Genomic DNA, 16,695 nt, shown 5'->3' on the forward strand with positions numbered 1-16,695 from the left:
TTACTGTCATTGTGTTATGAACATTGTAAAACAGTACCGGGGAACCGATATCAACAGTCAGCAGGGAAATTTTCGTAAACTGTTATGAAATACGGAAAAAAACCGGCGGTGCGGATGATTGATCACCATCATATTGTACTTCTTTAACACAGTTATAATTCATCATGCAATTGTAAAATTGTTCTGAAGGGACGTGGCTGCGTCCGTGTCGTCATCTGACACCGGACAGGCGCGTTCGACATTTTTGACGATCCCGTCGGTGCCATCGCCTGTCATGGTCATAATAAAAAAATTAAAACAAACTATATTCAGTAAGTTAAAGGGTTTTTATTTCAGATTTAAAATTGGCATAAACCCTGCATGACTGGTGGTGATAAGGCGGTATTTATCCGCTAAAAGAAGATATAGGAGCAATGTTGATGGAAAAAGTCATCACCGTCTGCCCGTATTGCGCCTCAGGCTGTAAAATTAACCTGAAGGTGGAGAACGGGAAGATCATTGGCGCGGAGGGCGCGAATGGTCACACCAATGAAGGAGAGCTCTGCCTGAAAGGGTATTATGGCTGGGACTTCATTCATGACACCAAGATTTTAACCCCCCGCTTAAAGACCCCCATGATCCGCCGTCAGCGTGGTGGCAAACTGGAACCGGTCTCCTGGGAAGAGGCGATTGAGTTTGCCAGTTCCCGCCTGTTGGCTATCAAAGAGAAGTACGGCCCGAAAGCCATTATGACAACGGGTTCATCCCGTGGTCCGGGTAACGAAGCTAACTTCGTGATGCAAAAATTTGTTCGTGCGGCAGTCGGCAGTAACAATATTGACTGCTGCGCACGTGTCTGACACGGCCCTTCGGTTGCAGGTCTGCAGCGTTCGGTCGGTAACGGCGCAATGAGTAACTCAATCGTTGAGATTGAGGATACCAAATGTATTTTTATCTTCGGTTACAATGCCGCGGATTCACACCCTATCGTCGCCCGCCGCATTGTGAAGGCGAAAGAGAAGGGTGCACAGATTATTGTCTGTGACCCGCGCTATATTGAATCAGCGCGTCTTGCTGATATTCATTTAGCACTGAAAAATGGTTCAAACATTGCGCTTATCAATGCGTTGGCGCATGTGATTATTGAAGAAAATCTGCACGATAAAGCCTTTATCGATGGCCATACCGAGCAGTTTGAGGAATACCGCAAGCTGGTTGAGCCGTATACACCAGAGTCTGTGGAAGCGACCACCGGTCTGAAAGCCGATGATATCCGCAAAACTGCCCGTATGTATGCGAAAGCAGAAAATGCGGTCATTCTGTGGGGTATGGGTGTCACGCAGTTCTATCAGGGTGTGGAAACCGTCCGCGCACTGACCAGTCTGGCGTTACTGACCGGCAACCTGGGTAAACCGCATGTCGGGGTCGGCCCTGTCCGCGGTCAGAACAACGTTCAGGGTGCCTGTGATATGGGGGCACTGCCGAATACTCTGCCGGGCTATCAGTATGTGGAAGATAAAGCCGCTCTGGAGAAATTTGCCAAATTCTGGGGCATCGAAAAAATGCCTGACGAAAATGGTATTCCGCTGAGTGAGGTGCCGCACTTTATTGACGAGGGCGTACTGAAGGCGCACTACGTGATGGGTGAAGATCCGCTTCAGACAGAACCGGATCTGGCGACTATCCGCCGTACCTTCGATAAACTGGAGCTGCTGATTGTCCAGGATATCTTCATGACCAAAACCGCGTCGATTGCCGACGTGATTTTCCCTGCCACTTCCTGGGGGGAGCATGAAGGGGTGTATACCGCAGCGGATCGCGGGTTCCAGCGCTTCTACAAAGCGGTTGAGCCGGTCGGCGATGTGAAACCGGACTGGGAAATTATCAGTCTGATGTCCACCGCGATGGGTTACCCGATGCATTACAACAACACCAAAGAGATTTGGGATGAGTTACGTGAACTCTGCCCTATCTATTATGGTGCGACCTACGAGAAGATGGCGGATCTGGCGTATATCCAGTGGCCGTGCCGCGATGTGGCGGACAGTGATCAGGGAACGGAATACCTGTACGACGGCGGTATCTTTGATACCCCGAACGGTAAAGGCCAGTTCTATACCTGTGACTGGCACGCACCGATTGATCAACTGAGTGATGAGTATCCGATGGTGCTGGCAACCGTCCGTGAAGTGGGGCACTACTCCTGCCGCTCCATGACCGGTAACTGTAAAGCACTGGCGGCACTGGCGGATGAGCCGGGCTATGTTCAGATCAATACCGCAGATGCAAAATCGCTGGGTATTAAAGATCAGGAACTGGTCTGGGTGGCATCCCGTCAGGGGAAAGTTATCACGCGTGCCAATGTCAGTGAACGTCCGAACAAAGGGGCGGTTTATATGACATATCAGTGGTGGATTGGTGCATGTAACGAGCTGGTGGCAGAAAACCTCAGCCCGATTACCAAAACACCGGAATATAAATACTGTGCTGTCCGCGTTGAACCGATTGCGGATCAGAAACAGGCTGAGCATTATGTTGTTCAGGAATATACCGGTATTAAGCGCCGTCTGCGTGAAGCTGCGGAAGGGTGATCATCCGTCTGTTATAATATGATAAAAACCGGCGCTCAGAAATGACCGCCGGTTTTTTTATATTTTCATTTTTTGTTTAATTACGATGTCAGACAGATTCTGTTTTTGAATTTTGATCACATAGTATTGTCTGTAAAAGTATTGTCTGAAAAATAAATGAACATATTACGACAGCTATTTCTGAGATGTATTTTTATTTGCGATATATTCTTATTTCAGAAGCGCACTGTTTTAATATCATCTTAGTGATTATCTTCCTCAAATATATCCTGTACAGTAATACCTAACCGCTGCATGCGGGATAATAATGTTGTCCGTTTCAGCCCCAGGCGGGTTGCGGCCCCCCGGGCACCGGCGACCACACCGTTGGTGGCTTTCAGGGCGGTAATAATCCGGTCACGTTCTTCATCGTCACTCTCCGGTGCGGCAGTCTGCATCCGTTTTTCCAGTGAGCTTGGTGTCTCCAGCGCCGTTTTCAGGCGTGAATGCTTTGGGATATTCAGCTCATGCAGCTGAATATTAAGCGTATTTCCGCGTGTCAGGATCACCGCCCGCTCAATCACATTTTCCAGCTCGCGCACGTTGCCCGGCCACGGATAGCGGCTCAGCTGTTCCAGGGCATCACGCGGGATACAGTCGATATTGCGGTTCATCCGGCGGGCGATTTTCTGTGTGAAATACGTTGCCAGCAGCGGAATATCTTCCGGACGCTCGCGCAGCGGCGGGATCCAGATAGGAAACACATTCAGCCGGTAGTAGAGATCTTCGCGGAATTCACGATCATCGGTCATGGATTTCAGGTTGCGGTTAGTCGCGGCAATCAGCCGGACATCCACCGGAATCACCTTATTACCGCCGATACGCTCTATTTCCCGTTCCTGTAATACCCGCAGCAGTTTTGGCTGGAGATCCAGCGGCATATCACCGATTTCATCAAGAAACAGGGTGCTTTTATCTGCCATTTCAAAGCGGCCGATATGGGTGGTGGTCGCACCGGTGAACGCCCCTTTGTCATGGCCGAACAGGTCACTTTCCAGCAGACCGGAGGGAATAGCCGCGCAGTTCATTTTGATCATGCTGCGGTGATGGCGCTCACTCAGGCGATGGATAGCACGGGCGATGAGCTCTTTCCCGGTACCGGTTTCACCGAGGATCAGAACGGTACTGTCACTGGCGGCAACCAGATCCACCTGCTCCAGAATGTTACGCATGGCATCACTCTGGAAAATGATTTCACTGAAACTCTCGTTATTGTGAATCTGTTCATTCAGCCACAGGTTTTCATGCTTCAGGCTGTCTTTCAGCCGGGTGATCTCTTCGTAAGCAGCGGCGTTATCCACCGCAATGGCAAACCGGGCGGCTATCTGCTTGAGAAGATTACAGTTATCGTCAGTAAAAATATGGTTATTTTCATGAGACAACACCAGAACACCCAGCGGCTTGTGGTTAAATGCCAGCGGCAGCAGCAGGGTTTCTGTCATGCCCTGCGCGCAGACATGCTGATACAGCGGATCTTTTGTTGCGCTGTCGAGTGTCAGGCGCATCGGCTGGTTACTGTCCAGAACCTGTGCCAGATCACGGTGCAGTTCATCCAGATGATATAATGTCTTTTCTGTGGGTTTGCGGGGCTGATAATAACTGGAATAACAAAGATATACAGCTGAACTGTAGTTATCACACAACGCAATGCTTATCTGGCTCAGCCCGAAAAACCGGTGGATCTCGCGGGAGACTTCAGCAACCAGGCCATCCATCTCCAGATGGGAAAGCACTGAGTTGGTGATATCTACCAATATCCGGTACTGGTCACGTTCATGGCGTATGTGTTCGGTCTTGTCAGTGTTGTCCACAACGTCTCCGCTCATCTTCGTCTTTCTCATTCCTGATCCGGACGGATTGCTCTTAAAATTAATTCTGCTCTGAATAGTTGTTGGTATAAATAAGTTTCAGAGAGGTAATAACCATTATTGTAATGACTCTATAAAAAAAGAATATCGCTGTCTGATTTAAGTTTGATCCAATCCCCTATTTTTTAGCAGGATGAAAACCTAATATATTATGACACCTGCTGATGATAAAAATTATCGTCAAAAATGTCGAACTGTGTGACGAATATTCTCACTATGACACACGGTACGGCAGCATTATTTATTAATACGCTGATTTCACTGAAATTAAAAAAAATGCCAGACTGGCACGATGCATGCTTATTTCCTGATTATTCTAACCAGAGGACGGCTGCACCGGAGTGCCGGATGTGAAGTCGCCGCGTATCATTCAGGAGAGTATGATGAACCGTTTCATCATTGCAGACCCAAAGAAGTGCATTGGCTGTCACACATGTGAAGTCGCTTGTGTCGTTTCGCATCAAGAGCAGGAAACCGGTATTGAAACCGTGGTGAAAGATGAATTCTTTCCCCGTATTCATGTGATGAAAGGGTACACCATCAGTACGGCGGTTGTCTGCCGTCAGTGCGAGGATGCACCGTGTGCCAATGTCTGTCCGAACGGCGCTATCAGCCGTAAAGATGATTTCGTGTATGTCGATCAGGCAAAATGTATCGGCTGCAAAACCTGTGTGATCGCCTGTCCGTACGGCACCATGGAAGTGATCAGCCGTCCTGTTGCACAACAGACCACCGCGCTGAACACGATCCCGCAGTACCGTGCGGAAGCACATAAGTGTGATTTATGCCATACCCGCGCGGGCGGGCCTGCCTGTGTGGAAGTGTGTCCGACTCATGCATTAATGGTGGTTGACCGCAATAAGATGGATGAGATTGTGAAAGAACGCCGCCGCCGCGCCGCATTTGAAATGCCGGCCGACCTGATGTCCTGAGGACAGACGGATGCATGAGGTTACGTTATGCCAGAATGCGCTTGATATTATTGAGCAGCAGGCAAAACAGAGCGGGGCGCAGCGCGTCACCGCTGTCTGGCTTGAACTGAGTGCGGTATCCTGCATTGAAGAGGATGCCCTGCATTTTTGCTTTGATATCGTCTGCCGTGATTCACTGGCGGAAGGTGCCGTACTGCATGTCACCACCGTCCCGGCGCAGGCATGGTGCCGGGATTGTCAGAAACCGGTCAGTGTGTCCGGGTTTAATACCGGATGTCCGCATTGCGGCAGCCATAACCTGCAGGTGGACAGCAGTGATGCCATGCAGGTCAGACAAATTGAAATTCAGTAGTCCGGTAAGGACATATCAGTCAATCAGGAGCCGGTTATGTGTTTAGGTATTCCCGGGCAAATCGTTGCTGTGGGTGACTCTGTAACAGACAATGCGCAGGTGGAAGTGTGTGGTGTCAGACGGGATGTGAACATCGCGCTGGTTTGTGAAGGTGAGCCGTCAGACATGCTGGGAAAATGGGTGCTGGTTCATGTGGGTTTTGCGATGAGTATTATCGATGAACAGGAAGCCCGCGATACACTGGATGCACTGCTGGCCATGGAAAGTGTGGAAGAGGATGTATCGTATTTTCTGCGTGGTAATGCGTAGCCGTATGCTGTCCGGTTTCCGGATAAAAACACCTGTTCTGACAGGTGTTTAACGCCGTTATTTTCTGCCGTATCCCTCCGTTCCGTTATTCCTGCACAAGACTGTTTTTTCATAAAACAGTGATACACGTGTCAGTAAGATAAAAAACTGGTTACAGAATAAGAAATTACCGGATATACCGCTGTTACCCGTCGGATTCTGAATTATCTTAGAGGGATGGTACTCGCATTCTGTACCATATCTGTGGTTTCATAGTTTCTGAAAAACAGGACAAGGGGATACAGGGGACAGGGATATGGCACAGACAGTACTGTTGTCAGGGATTGTGCAGGCCTTAATGAAGCATCAGGGGAGAGCACAGCGTGATATGCATTATCCCGGCTGGCATACAGCACCGGTGTGCGGTCTGATGAATGATCCGGCCGGATTTATATATCACAATGACGTCTGGCACCTGTTCTATCAGTGGGAACCGTTTGGGTGTGAGCATAAAAAACCGTGCTGGGGACATTGGTCTTCGGCAGATCTGGTGAGCTGGATACATGAGCCGGTGGCGCTGCTGCCGTCCGGTAATTATGATTCAGGAGGCTGTTTTTCCGGCAGTGCAGTGGTAAACAATAACACGCTGACACTTTGCTATACCGGCAGTCTGTCATACCGGGATGGTTCCCGGGCATCGTGGCAGTGCCTGGCACGGGAAAAAGCGGACGGCATATTTGAGAAATACGGCACTGCGCTGGGACTGCCCGAAGGATACAGTGCCGATGTGGTTAATCCCAAAGTCTGGCAGCATTGCGGGCAGTGGTTCATGGTACTGGGGGCCAGGGATGTCAATGACCGTGGTTGTGTGCTGCTGTACGACGCAACAGAGTTAGGTGAGTGGGCACTGCGGGGGGTACTGGCCGGCAGCTACTGCGGCGGGCTGCGGAATGCCGGGTATTTGTGGGAAAACCCGGATTTTTTCCGGCTCGGTGATGAATGGGTGCTGTTGTGCTGTCCCCGCGGTATGCCGCGTGAACCCACCCGTTTTCTGAATACCTCCCCCGGCGCGTATCTGGTCGGGGATTTTGATTATGAAAGCAAAATTTTCCGTCATAAACCTCAGGTTTACGAAACGGATGCCGGGTTTGAATTTTATGCCCCGCAGACAACACTTGCCCCGGACGGACGACGTATTATGGTGGCGCTGATGGGCGCACCGGGCGGCGAAGAGATGCAGCAGCCGACAATCAAAAATGGCTGGCTCCATCAGATGACCTGTCCCCGTGAACTGACATTGCGTAACGGACAACTGTACCAGCGGCCGGTGAGAGAGCTGGAAGCCCTGCGTGGTGCGGGCGGACAGTGGTCAGGTGAGGCGGATAATGCACTGGAACTGAGTGCGGGGCGGCTGGAGGTGATTATCAGGCTCTCCGGCCCGCTTATCCTGAACTTCAGCAAATATCTGATTTTTTCCTATGACGGACATGAAATCCGCCTGTCCCGCCGCAGTCTGGTCAGCGGTGACTGGCTGCACCGTTACTGGCAGGGTGAAGTGACGCGGCTGCATATTTTTACGGATCATTCGAGTGTGGAGATTTTTATCAATGACGGTGAGGCGGTGATGAGCAGCCGTTATTTCCCGCAGCAACCGGCAACACTCACATTCCGCGGTCTTTCTCCGGTACAGCTCAGTTACTGGCAGCTTAACCGGGAAGAGGTAGCCTGACAGCAGATAAAAAAAGACCGGCGCACTTAAGGAGCCGGTCTTTTTATAACGGACACCGATTACAGTGTGAATACACCAATCACGGCCATTACACTGAGGATCGTCGCCAGACCGTAAAAGACCCAGCGTCCCGCAGGCACATGGATTTTCAGGTCATGCATACAGTGGTGAAGACGGTGCAGCGCACACCACAGCGGCAGGATAATCATCAGCAGCAGAAAAACCTTCCCGGTAAACCCCTGACAGAAAGCCAGGATGCGGTCATAACTGAGCATATCCGGCGCGAGGCCGAACGGCAGCAGAAAGGCCAGCAGTACAATAACTGCCGGTGAAACGATGGCACTCCACATGCCGCCTGCGCCAAACATTCCCCAGAAAACCGGTTCCTGTGAACGTTTCGGATTCGGATTAATCATATCAGTTCCCTTCCTTACCACAGTAATGCAACGGCCAGAATGACGGCGTTAACGATGAGGGTCACAATCCAGAGCAGACGGACAATCGGCTCCGGTCCCATTTTTTCGTCTTTGATAACGATATTGACGGCTTTCGGTGCCAGCTGAAACCAGGTCACGGTATGCAGCAGGGTGCCGGCCAGTGTCAGGATATTGATCAGCACCACCACCGGGTTTTGCAGTAAGTGGACATAACCGGCCCAGTCTGCGGGACCGCCCTTGAGGCAGTAAACGCCGTACATAACCAGCAGGCTGAACCAGAGCTGGACCACTGCGGTGCCTTCCCGCAGCATATAAAAACGGTAAAAACCGAGTTTATTCCACCATGTCGGTGTCATTTCACGCACATAAGGCTTACGTTTGGTCGTCATTTCTCTTTTCCTTATTGTGGTTTCAGACGGGCAATAATGTAATCTTCCGCACTGGCGGCTTTACCCTGCTGAATCGCAGCTGCCGGGTCCACATGTTTCGGACAGACTTCCGAGCAGTAACCCACGAAGGTACAGGTCCATACGCCGTTATCGCCGTTGATTTGTTTCATCCGCTCTTTTTTGCCGTGATCGCGGCTGTCGGTGTTATAGCGCTGCGCCAGTGTCAGCACACCCGGGCCGAGGAATTCCGGATTCAGGCCGAACTGCGGACAGGCCGCGTAGCACAGACCGCAGTTGATGCAGCCGGAAAACTGATGGTATTTCGCCATCTGTCCCGGTGTCTGATTATTCGGGCCTTCGGACGGTTTGCGGTCATTGCCGATAATGTAAGGCTTAATGGCTTCCAGGCTCTCGATAAAGTGCGTCATATCCACAACCAGGTCACGCTCGATCGGGAAGTTGCCGAGTGCCTCAATCTGCATACCCTGCGGGTATTCGCGCAGGAAGGTTTTGCAGGCGAGTTTCGGCACCTTATTGACCATCATGCCGCAGGAGCCGCAGATAGCCATCCGGCATGACCAGCGGTAGGAGAGATCCGGCGCCAGGTTGTCTTTGATATAGCCCAGCGCATCCAGCAGTGACGTCTGCTCATCGTAAGGCACCTGATACGTGACAGCATGCGGCTCATTATCCGTTTCCGGGTTATAGCGCATCACTGACATTTTCAGCATTTTCATCTCAGCCATTGACGTTTTCCTTCTCTTTTGCCGCCTGTTCAGCCGCCGCCGCTTCACCACCGTAGACACGTTTTGCCGGGGCGGATTTGGTTATCTTCACATCACTGTATTCCAGATGCGGCGAGCCGTCCGGATTGTGGAAAGCAAGGGTGTGTTTCAGGAAATTGACATCGTCGCGTTCGGTACAGCCTTCATCCAGACGCTGATGTGCGCCGCGTGATTCTTTACGGTTAAAGGCGGAGTGCGCCATACATTCCGCGACATCCAGACCAAAGCCCAGCTCAATGGTGTAGAGCAGGTCGGTATTGAAGACAGATGAGCGATCCGTGATTTCAACGCGTTTGAAACGTTCTTTCAGTTCGGCCAGTTTATCGATGGTTTTCTGCATCAGTTCCGGTGTGCGGTAAATCCCGCAGCCTTCTTCCATCGCCTCACCCATCTCGTCGCGCAGCTTAGCCCAGTTTTCTGTGCCTTTCTGGTTCATCAGCGCTTTCAGGTTGTTTTCGATATCCGCGGTACGGGCATCGATCGCATTGCTGTTGGCCGCGTGTGTTTCCTGCGCATGTTTAGCCGCTTCTTCCCCGGCCAGACGGCCGAAGACCACCAGTTCCGCCAGTGAGTTGGAGCCGAGGCGGTTCGCCCCGTGCAGACCGACGGAGGAACACTCACCGACAGCAAACAGGCCTTTGATGCGGGTTTCACAGCGCTGGTCAGTTTCAATCCCGCCCATGGTGTAGTGTGCGGTCGGACGAACCGGGATCGGCTCTTTGACCGGGTCCACGCCGACATAGGCTTTTGCCAGTTCGCAGATAAACGGCAGGCGTTCCAGCAGTTTTTTCTCACCCAGATGACGCAGATCCAGATAGACCACATCACCGCGGCTGGTTTTGATGGTCCGGCCTTTGCGCCACTCGTGCCAGAAAGCCTGGGACACTTTATCGCGCGGGCCGAGTTCCATATATTTGTTTTCCGGATGACCGAGCGGGGTTTCCGGGCCCATGCCGTAGTCCTGCAAATAGCGGTAGCCGTCTTTGTTGACCAGAATCCCGCCTTCGCCCCGGCAGCCCTCTGTCATCAGAATACCGGAGCCCGGCAGACCGGTCGGGTGATACTGAACGAATTCCATATCCCGCAGCGGTACGCCGTGACGGAAAGCCATTCCCATTCCGTCTCCGGTGACAATCCCGCCGTTAGTGTTATAGCGGTAGACACGACCGGCACCGCCGGTCGCCATAATCACTGAATTGGCGCGGATCTGAACTTTTGTCCCTTCCATCATATTGATGGCCACCAGACCGCGCACATGGCCTTCATCCGCAATAATATCGAGGACGAAATGCTCATCGAACCGCTGGATCTGCGGGTATTTCAGAGAGGTCTGATACAGGGTGTGCAGCATATGAAAACCGGTTTTATCGGCGGCGAACCAGGTCCGCTCGATTTTCATACCACCAAAGCGGCGCACGTTGACAGAACCGTCTTCTTTACGGCTCCACGGGCAGCCCCACAGTTCCAGCTGAGTCATTTCGGCCGGACAGTGTTCGACAAAGTACTCCACCACATCCTGCTCACATAACCAGTCGCCCCCGGACACCGTATCACTGAAATGATAATCATAGGAATCATGGGATTGTGTCACAGCCGCAGAGCCACCTTCTGCGGCCACAGTGTGGCTGCGCATCGGGTAAACTTTTGAGATCAGAGCAATTTTCAGGTTCGGGTTAGCTTCCGCAGCAGCAATCGCCGCCCGCAGCCCTGCACCGCCTGCTCCGATAATTGCGATATCGGCATTAAAGGTTTGCACTGTGCTTCTCCATTGTTCAGGTAAATCGAAAGTTAAAATGTAAAAACGAAATCTGAAACAGGTACTCAAAATTGTTATCAGTAACCGAATCCTTTCAGTTGATAAAAATGCTAATCATTTCCGGTTGCTGATTGGTTATAAAATCACATTCTGTTCAAAGTATAGCGAATAGCTGATCGTTTAAATTTGATATAACCAAGGGTTTTAAGCGCTAATTTTGCATTTTTGCGGATGAATAACCGGATATTTCAGGTAATCACCTAAGTAATTACTCGGGTGTAGTTATTTTGTTTTGTTTTGGTTACATAAAATATACAGGGTAAACATATAATTAGCGCTAAAAGCATAGCGCATATCTGCGGCGGGACAATAACTAAATCTCAGAGGTGTGAATCAGACAGAAAACCGGCGGAAAATCAGTCGGTTTACGGGTATTTTCTGAGAAAAATACCTGATGTTGCGAATATGTGATATCCATCACGATTATGGTTTTTTTCGCTCTTGATAGTGGTTATTTAGTTTCGTTTTTGTTCATTATCAATCATGAAAAGGAAAATAACGGCTAAGCTGTAACCATAATAAAGGAAAATGACTGAGAGGAACCCATGTCTGATTCACCTGTCAATGAAGCTGATGTCATTATCATCGGCGGCGGCGCAACCGGAGCCGGGATGGCCAGGGATTGTGCCCGGCGCGGTCTGCGCCCTCTGTTGCTGGAACGGTTTGATATCGCGACCGGCGCGACCGGCCGTAATCACGGCCTGCTGCACAGCGGTGCCCGTTATGCGGTGACTGATCCGGAATCGGCCCGCGAATGTATTTCAGAAAACCGGATTTTGCGGCACGTTGCCCGTCACTGTGTTGAGGAAACAGACGGCCTGTTTATCACACTGCCGGAAGATGAGATGGCCTATCAGGCCACTTTTATTGATGCCTGCCGCGCGGCGGGAATTGATACACAGGTGATGTCCCCGGAGGAGGCGCTGCGCTTTGAGCCGTCTGTAAACCCGGCGCTGTGCGGCGCGGTAAAAGTACCGGACGGCACAGTTGACCCGTTTCGTCTGACTGCCGCCAATATGCTGGATGCGCGGGAGCACGGCGCACAGGTACTGACCTATCACGAAGTCACGGATGTGCTGCGTCAGGGTGACCGGGTGATTGGTGTGCAGGTTTATGATCACCGTCATCACCGCAGTTATCCGTTATATGCGCCGGTTGTGGTGAATGCGGCGGGGATCTGGAGTCAGCGTATCGCCGGTTTCGCCGGGGTACATATCAGTATGCTGCCTGCCAAAGGTGCACTGCTGATCCTCGGGCACCGCCTTAATCAGCACGTGATCAACCGCTGCCGCAAGCCCGGTGATGCCGATATCCTGGTGCCGGGGGATACCATTTCCCTGATCGGCACCACGTCAGTTCATATTCCTTATGATGATATCGACAATATGATCGTCACAGCGGATGAGGTCGATACCCTGATCCGTGAAGGCTCACGACTGGCACCGGCAATGGCGCAGGCGCGTATTCTGCGGGCGTATGCCGGTGTCCGCCCGCTGGTGGCGGCGGATGATGATCCGACCGGACGCAGTATCAGCCGCGGGATTGTGCTGCTGGATCATGCGCAGCGTGACGGATTGCACGGCTTTCTCACCATCACCGGCGGCAAGCTGATGACATACCGGCTGATGGCGGAGCGGGCAACCGATATGGTGTGTGCGAAGCTCGGTATTACCGTGGCGTGCTCCACGGCGGATGTGCCGCTGCCGGGTTCGGCACATTCGGCGGAACAGACATTGCGCAAAGTGATTTCCCTGCCCGCGCCGCTGCGCGGCTCAGCAGTATACCGCCACGGTGATCGTGCGGCGGAGTTGCCGCACACCACGCGCCTGGATAAAAGTCTGGTATGTGAATGTGAAGCGGTGACCGCCGGTGAGGTGCGTTATGCCGCGGAAAGCCTGACAGTGAATAACCTGCTTGATCTGCGCCGCCGCACCCGCGTCGGCATGGGCACCTGCCAGGGGGAACTGTGCGCCTGCCGCGCGGCGGGGCTGCTGACACAGCTGAAAGTCACCACGGCGGAAAAATCGGAAGCCGGACTGATGCACTTCCTGAACGAACGCTGGAAAGGTGTGCGTCCGGTGGCATGGGGGAACGCGCTGCGCGAAAGTGAGTTCACCGGCTGGGTGTATCAGGGATTGTGCGGGCTGGAAAACAGCGGGACGGAAGAACAGGGAGAGCAGCATGAAATATGATGTGGTTATCGCGGGCGGTGGTCTTGCCGGGCTTTCCTGCGGTGTGAAACTGGCAGAAAGCGGGCTGAGCTGCGCGATTATCAGCGCCGGACAGAGCGCGCTGCATTTTTCATCCGCGTCACTGGATCTGCTGTCGGCGCTGCCGGACGGGCAGCCGGTCACGGAACCGCTTTCCGCCCTGGCGGCGCTGGCTCATCAGGCACCGGCGCACCCCTACAGTGTGATCGGAGAAAGCGCGGTGTGCCGCAGTGTGTCACAGGCGATGGCGCTGTTACAGCAGGAAACTTTACCGTTGCAGGGCTCGGCGGAGCGTAATCACTGGCGTCTGACTCCGGCCGGGCAGTGGCGGATGAGCTGGCTGACACCGGATGTGGTGCCGGTACTGACCGAAAAAATGACGGAAAACTGGCAGCCGGCCGCCGTTGTAGGCATCACCGGATTTCTTGATTTTCAGGCGGAAATGGCCGCCGCTGCGCTTACCCGTCAGGGGTATCCGGCACAGGCGTATACCCTGCATTTACCGTGTCTGGATAAGTTACGCAATAACCCGAGTGAGTTCCGTTCCGTCAATATTGCCCGTGTTCTGGATTTACCGCAAAACCGGCAGGAACTGGCGGATGAACTGGCACAGTGCGGGCTCACGCAACAGATCCTGATTTTACCGGCCTGCTTCGGGGCGGAAAACAGTGACGGAGTGACTTTTTTACAGCAGCAGCTGAATAAAACAGTTTATCAGTTACCGACGCTGCCGCCGTCACTGCTGGGAATGCGTCTTCATCAGGCTCTGCTGGGCCGCTTCCGCCGGGCGGGCGGATTTGTCATGCCGGGGGACAGTGTCATTTCTGTCCGTCGTGACGGTCAGCGAATTACGCATCTGTTTACCCGCAATCACGGTGATATTCCGGTACAGGCAGAGCAGTTTGTGCTGGCCACCGGCAGCTTCTTCAGTAACGGACTGGCGAGCGATATTGACCATATCTATGAGCCGCTGCTCAATCTGCAACTGACAGAAACGCTGCCGCGCCGGGAGTGGACATCTGCGGATCTGTTTGCCCGTCAGCGTTATCTGGAAGCCGGGGTGGCAACAGATGCGCATCTGCATCCGGCGGATGCGCAGGGCGCCATCACCAATCTCCGTGCTGTCGGTGCGGTGCTGGGCGGGTATAACCCGTTACAGGAGGGTTGCGGTGCGGGTGTTTCCCTTGTCACCGCGATGTATGCGGCTGAACAGATTCTGGCGCAGATTGGCGCGGCGGTAACGGAGGAACAGGTATGAGTATGGGACAAACTCAGTTCGAGAATTGTATCAAATGCACTGTCTGCACAACGTATTGTCCGGTGGCAAAAGTGAATCCGGATTATCCGGGGCCGAAACAGGCGGGGCCGGACGGTGAACGGCTGCGCCTGAAAGACGCCATGCTGTATGATGACGCACTCACGCTCTGCACCAACTGTAAGCGCTGTGAAGTGGCGTGTCCGTCAGATGTCCGCATCGGGGATATTATTGCCCGTGCCAAACTGACGTATCACCCGTCACGGCCGAAGATCCGCGATGCGATCCTGAGCCATACTGATCTGATGGGATCACTTTCCTCGCCGTTTGCACCGGTGGTCAATACTATCACCGGTCTGAAACCGGTACGTAAACTGCTGGATACCGCCCTGAAAATTGATCACCGTCGTGAGCTGCCGAAATACTCTTTCGGCACATTCCGCCGCTGGTATAAAAAACAGCAGGAAAAACAGGCGGATTTCGGCGAACAGGTCGCGTATTTTCATGGTTGTTATGTGAATTATAACCATCCTCAGCTCGGCAAAGATGTGATTAAGGTGTTTAACAGCATGGGGATCGGGGTGCAGCTGCTGGAACGGGAAAAATGCTGCGGTGTGGCGCTGATCGCCAACGGTTTTGCAAAGCAGGCGAAAAAACAGGCCGCAGTGAATGTGGAGTCCCTCACCAAAGCCATTGTTGAACAGAAGATGCCGGTGATTGCGACATCCTCCACCTGTACCTTTACCCTGCGGGATGAATATCCGCATATTCTGGATGTGGATACCGCACCGCTGCGCGATAACATTGAGCTGGTGACGCGCTATCTTTACCGGCTGATGCAGGACGGGCGCAAACCGGCGCTGAAGCATACGCCGCTGAAAGTCGGTTATCACACGCCGTGTCATATGGAAAAAATGGGCTGGACGGCGTATTCCCTTGAACTTATCCGCGCCATTCCCGGAGTGGAGCTGATTGTGCTCGATTCACAGTGCTGCGGTATCGCCGGGACTTACGGATTTAAAAAGGAAAATTACGAAACATCACAGGCGATTGGTTCCCCGCTGTTCCGTCAGATAGAAGAAAGCGGGATTGATCTGGTGATCAGTGACTGCGAAACCTGCAAATGGCAGATTGAGATGTCGACCAGCAAAAAATGCGAGCATCCGATATCTCTGCTGGCACGGGCGCTTGCGTAAAATAAGGTATTACAGCAACCGGCTCCGGCCGGTTTTTTTATATACAGAATACAGGATACAAACCGCATTTTCTATTCAGTCTCCTCTTCTGCCCGGTGCTAGCATTGCGGCGGATTTTAAAGAATTATTAACATGTTGAGAGAAGAATGAATAATTTCGTATCACATTCAGTCACTAACTATATTATTGCTGTATCAATGGTATTCCTGCTTTCTGCCTGTTCAAGCCGTCTGCCGGATACGACCGAGCAATCCGATTTTCTGAGTGACTATCAGCGTCTGACAGAAACCGACACTGCTTCCGGTCAGATCATTAAATCCTGGATATCTGACGATTTCACCGCAGAAAGCCCGAAAACAAAGCTGATTTTCACACCGGTTGTTTTTAAACCGCTGCATGAAGATAACAAAATGGGCAAACAGTTTATGACGGTTCTGCTCAGTTACACCAATCAGCAGATTAAACGTGAACTGGCAAAACGGTATCAGCTGACGGAAACCTCGGCACCGGGTGTGCTGCGTTTTGAGGGCGTGGTGACCGCGGTTAAAGTGACCAATGAAGATTTCAAACCGTATGAAGTATTACCGGTGATGCTGATTGTTGCCGGAACACAACTGGCTATCGGTAACCGGGACGCGGATACTTCTGTCTATTTTGAATGGAAAATAACAGATTCAGTATCGAAAAAACCGTATTTTGAAGCGATCCGGAAAAATAAAGGTGAGCAGATGAGCAATAAAGACCAGGCAATCACACTGGAAGAACTGAAAGCTGCGGTTGATACCATCGCCGCCGAAGTGCTTCCGGCGGCATAATAAGCACCGGCGGG

The 16,695-nt window shown here is 52.2% G+C and carries 14 protein-coding genes; 9 read left to right on the forward strand and 5 right to left on the reverse strand.

The window, feature by feature from the left end; genetic code table 11:
* The first annotated feature begins 419 nt into the window (after window positions 1-419).
* Window positions 420-2,570 carry a formate dehydrogenase subunit alpha gene (gene fdhF / locus R5268_RS00885; RefSeq protein ID WP_107680461.1) on the forward strand — a complete coding sequence of 717 codons (2,151 nt, stop codon included), beginning with the start codon at window positions 420-422 and terminating at the stop codon, window positions 2,568-2,570.
* Between the two features lie 242 nt (window positions 2,571-2,812).
* Here the strand turns inward: fdhF and R5268_RS00890 are convergent, their stop codons facing one another.
* The gene (locus R5268_RS00890) at window positions 2,813-4,450 is read right to left on the reverse strand and encodes a sigma 54-interacting transcriptional regulator (protein ID WP_282101117.1); all 1,638 of its coding nucleotides are present in this window, start codon (window positions 4,448-4,450) and stop codon (window positions 2,813-2,815) included.
* 410 nt (window positions 4,451-4,860) lie between these two features.
* Here R5268_RS00890 and hydN point away from each other — a divergent pair, with 410 nt between their 5' ends.
* The 4 genes from hydN to R5268_RS00910 all read left to right on the forward strand — a co-directional run bounded on the left by hydN (window position 4,861) and on the right by R5268_RS00910 (window position 7,778).
* Entirely contained in the window at window positions 4,861-5,409 is a 549-nt protein-coding gene (gene hydN, locus R5268_RS00895; protein ID WP_046893118.1) for an electron transport protein HydN, read from the forward strand.
* Between the two features lie 10 nt (window positions 5,410-5,419).
* Window positions 5,420-5,761 (forward strand): hydrogenase maturation nickel metallochaperone HypA, encoded by a 342-nt coding sequence (gene hypA, locus R5268_RS00900; RefSeq protein WP_218454617.1) that lies wholly within the window; start codon window positions 5,420-5,422, stop codon window positions 5,759-5,761.
* Window positions 5,762-5,797: 36 nt separating this feature from the next.
* On the forward strand, window positions 5,798-6,070 hold the full coding sequence (gene hybG / locus R5268_RS00905; RefSeq protein ID WP_046893071.1) for a hydrogenase maturation factor HybG: 273 nt from the start codon (window positions 5,798-5,800) through the stop codon (window positions 6,068-6,070).
* 295 nt (window positions 6,071-6,365) lie between these two features.
* Window positions 6,366-7,778 (forward strand): sucrose-6-phosphate hydrolase, encoded by a 1,413-nt coding sequence (locus tag R5268_RS00910; protein WP_317418514.1) that lies wholly within the window; start codon window positions 6,366-6,368, stop codon window positions 7,776-7,778.
* Between the two features lie 59 nt (window positions 7,779-7,837).
* On the opposite strand, the gene frdD is transcribed toward R5268_RS00910, so the two are convergent.
* Genes frdD through frdA form a run of 4 tightly spaced genes read right to left on the reverse strand, consistent with a single transcriptional unit; the run spans window position 7,838 to window position 11,145 of the window.
* Window positions 7,838-8,194 (reverse strand): fumarate reductase subunit FrdD, encoded by a 357-nt coding sequence (frdD, locus tag R5268_RS00915; RefSeq protein WP_230060293.1) that lies wholly within the window; start codon window positions 8,192-8,194, stop codon window positions 7,838-7,840.
* A gap of 14 nt (window positions 8,195-8,208) precedes the next feature.
* The gene (gene frdC / locus R5268_RS00920; RefSeq protein ID WP_046893068.1) at window positions 8,209-8,604 is read right to left on the reverse strand and encodes a fumarate reductase subunit FrdC; all 396 of its coding nucleotides are present in this window, start codon (window positions 8,602-8,604) and stop codon (window positions 8,209-8,211) included.
* Window positions 8,605-8,615: 11 nt separating this feature from the next.
* The gene (locus R5268_RS00925; RefSeq protein ID WP_046893067.1) at window positions 8,616-9,350 is read right to left on the reverse strand and encodes a succinate dehydrogenase/fumarate reductase iron-sulfur subunit; all 735 of its coding nucleotides are present in this window, start codon (window positions 9,348-9,350) and stop codon (window positions 8,616-8,618) included.
* Window positions 9,343-11,145: a fumarate reductase (quinol) flavoprotein subunit gene (gene frdA / locus R5268_RS00930; RefSeq protein WP_107680448.1), complete on the reverse strand. Its 1,803-nt coding sequence runs from the start codon at window positions 11,143-11,145 to the stop codon at window positions 9,343-9,345. The genes R5268_RS00925 and frdA overlap by 8 nt, the downstream gene beginning before the upstream one ends.
* Window positions 11,146-11,750: 605 nt before the next feature.
* Between frdA and glpA the strand changes: the two genes are divergently transcribed.
* The 4 genes from glpA to R5268_RS00950 all read left to right on the forward strand — a co-directional run bounded on the left by glpA (window position 11,751) and on the right by R5268_RS00950 (window position 16,681).
* Window positions 11,751-13,397 carry an anaerobic glycerol-3-phosphate dehydrogenase subunit A gene (glpA, locus tag R5268_RS00935; protein WP_317418513.1) on the forward strand — a complete coding sequence of 549 codons (1,647 nt, stop codon included), beginning with the start codon at window positions 11,751-11,753 and terminating at the stop codon, window positions 13,395-13,397.
* Window positions 13,387-14,673: a glycerol-3-phosphate dehydrogenase subunit GlpB gene (gene glpB, locus R5268_RS00940; protein WP_317418512.1), complete on the forward strand. Its 1,287-nt coding sequence runs from the start codon at window positions 13,387-13,389 to the stop codon at window positions 14,671-14,673. The genes glpA and glpB overlap by 11 nt, the downstream gene beginning before the upstream one ends.
* Complete coding sequence (gene glpC / locus R5268_RS00945; RefSeq protein WP_317418511.1) at window positions 14,670-15,866, forward strand: anaerobic glycerol-3-phosphate dehydrogenase subunit GlpC; 1,197 nt, start codon at window positions 14,670-14,672, stop codon at window positions 15,864-15,866. The genes glpB and glpC overlap by 4 nt, the downstream gene beginning before the upstream one ends.
* 146 nt (window positions 15,867-16,012) lie before the next feature.
* Window positions 16,013-16,681: a DUF3313 domain-containing protein gene (locus R5268_RS00950; RefSeq protein ID WP_317418510.1), complete on the forward strand. Its 669-nt coding sequence runs from the start codon at window positions 16,013-16,015 to the stop codon at window positions 16,679-16,681.
* Window positions 16,682-16,695 lie beyond the last annotated feature (14 nt).

This window comes from Morganella sp. BCCO 40_0007 (assembly GCF_032989665.1).
GTDB classification, from domain to species: domain Bacteria; phylum Pseudomonadota; class Gammaproteobacteria; order Enterobacterales; family Enterobacteriaceae; genus Morganella; species Morganella sibonii.

What these genes read in the sequence shown, in the direction of transcription:
- R5268_RS00910 (WP_317418514.1), top strand. Translation starts at nt 6,366, where the DNA reads ATGGCACAGACAGTACTGTTGTCAGGGATTGTGCAGGCCTTAATGAAG.
- hypA (WP_218454617.1), top strand. Translation starts at nt 5,420, where the DNA reads ATGCATGAGGTTACGTTATGCCAGAATGCGCTTGATATTATTGAGCAG.
- glpB (WP_317418512.1), top strand. Translation starts at nt 13,387, where the DNA reads ATGAAATATGATGTGGTTATCGCGGGCGGTGGTCTTGCCGGGCTTTCC.
- R5268_RS00890 (WP_282101117.1), bottom strand. Translation starts at nt 4,450, where the DNA reads ATGAGAAAGACGAAGATGAGCGGAGACGTTGTGGACAACACTGACAAG.
- frdC (WP_046893068.1), bottom strand. Translation starts at nt 8,604, where the DNA reads ATGACGACCAAACGTAAGCCTTATGTGCGTGAAATGACACCGACATGG.
- glpA (WP_317418513.1), top strand. Translation starts at nt 11,751, where the DNA reads ATGTCTGATTCACCTGTCAATGAAGCTGATGTCATTATCATCGGCGGC.
- R5268_RS00925 (WP_046893067.1), bottom strand. Translation starts at nt 9,350, where the DNA reads ATGGCTGAGATGAAAATGCTGAAAATGTCAGTGATGCGCTATAACCCG.
- glpC (WP_317418511.1), top strand. Translation starts at nt 14,670, where the DNA reads ATGAGTATGGGACAAACTCAGTTCGAGAATTGTATCAAATGCACTGTC.
- frdD (WP_230060293.1), bottom strand. Translation starts at nt 8,194, where the DNA reads ATGATTAATCCGAATCCGAAACGTTCACAGGAACCGGTTTTCTGGGGA.
- hydN (WP_046893118.1), top strand. Translation starts at nt 4,861, where the DNA reads ATGAACCGTTTCATCATTGCAGACCCAAAGAAGTGCATTGGCTGTCAC.
- R5268_RS00950 (WP_317418510.1), top strand. Translation starts at nt 16,013, where the DNA reads ATGAATAATTTCGTATCACATTCAGTCACTAACTATATTATTGCTGTA.
- hybG (WP_046893071.1), top strand. Translation starts at nt 5,798, where the DNA reads ATGTGTTTAGGTATTCCCGGGCAAATCGTTGCTGTGGGTGACTCTGTA.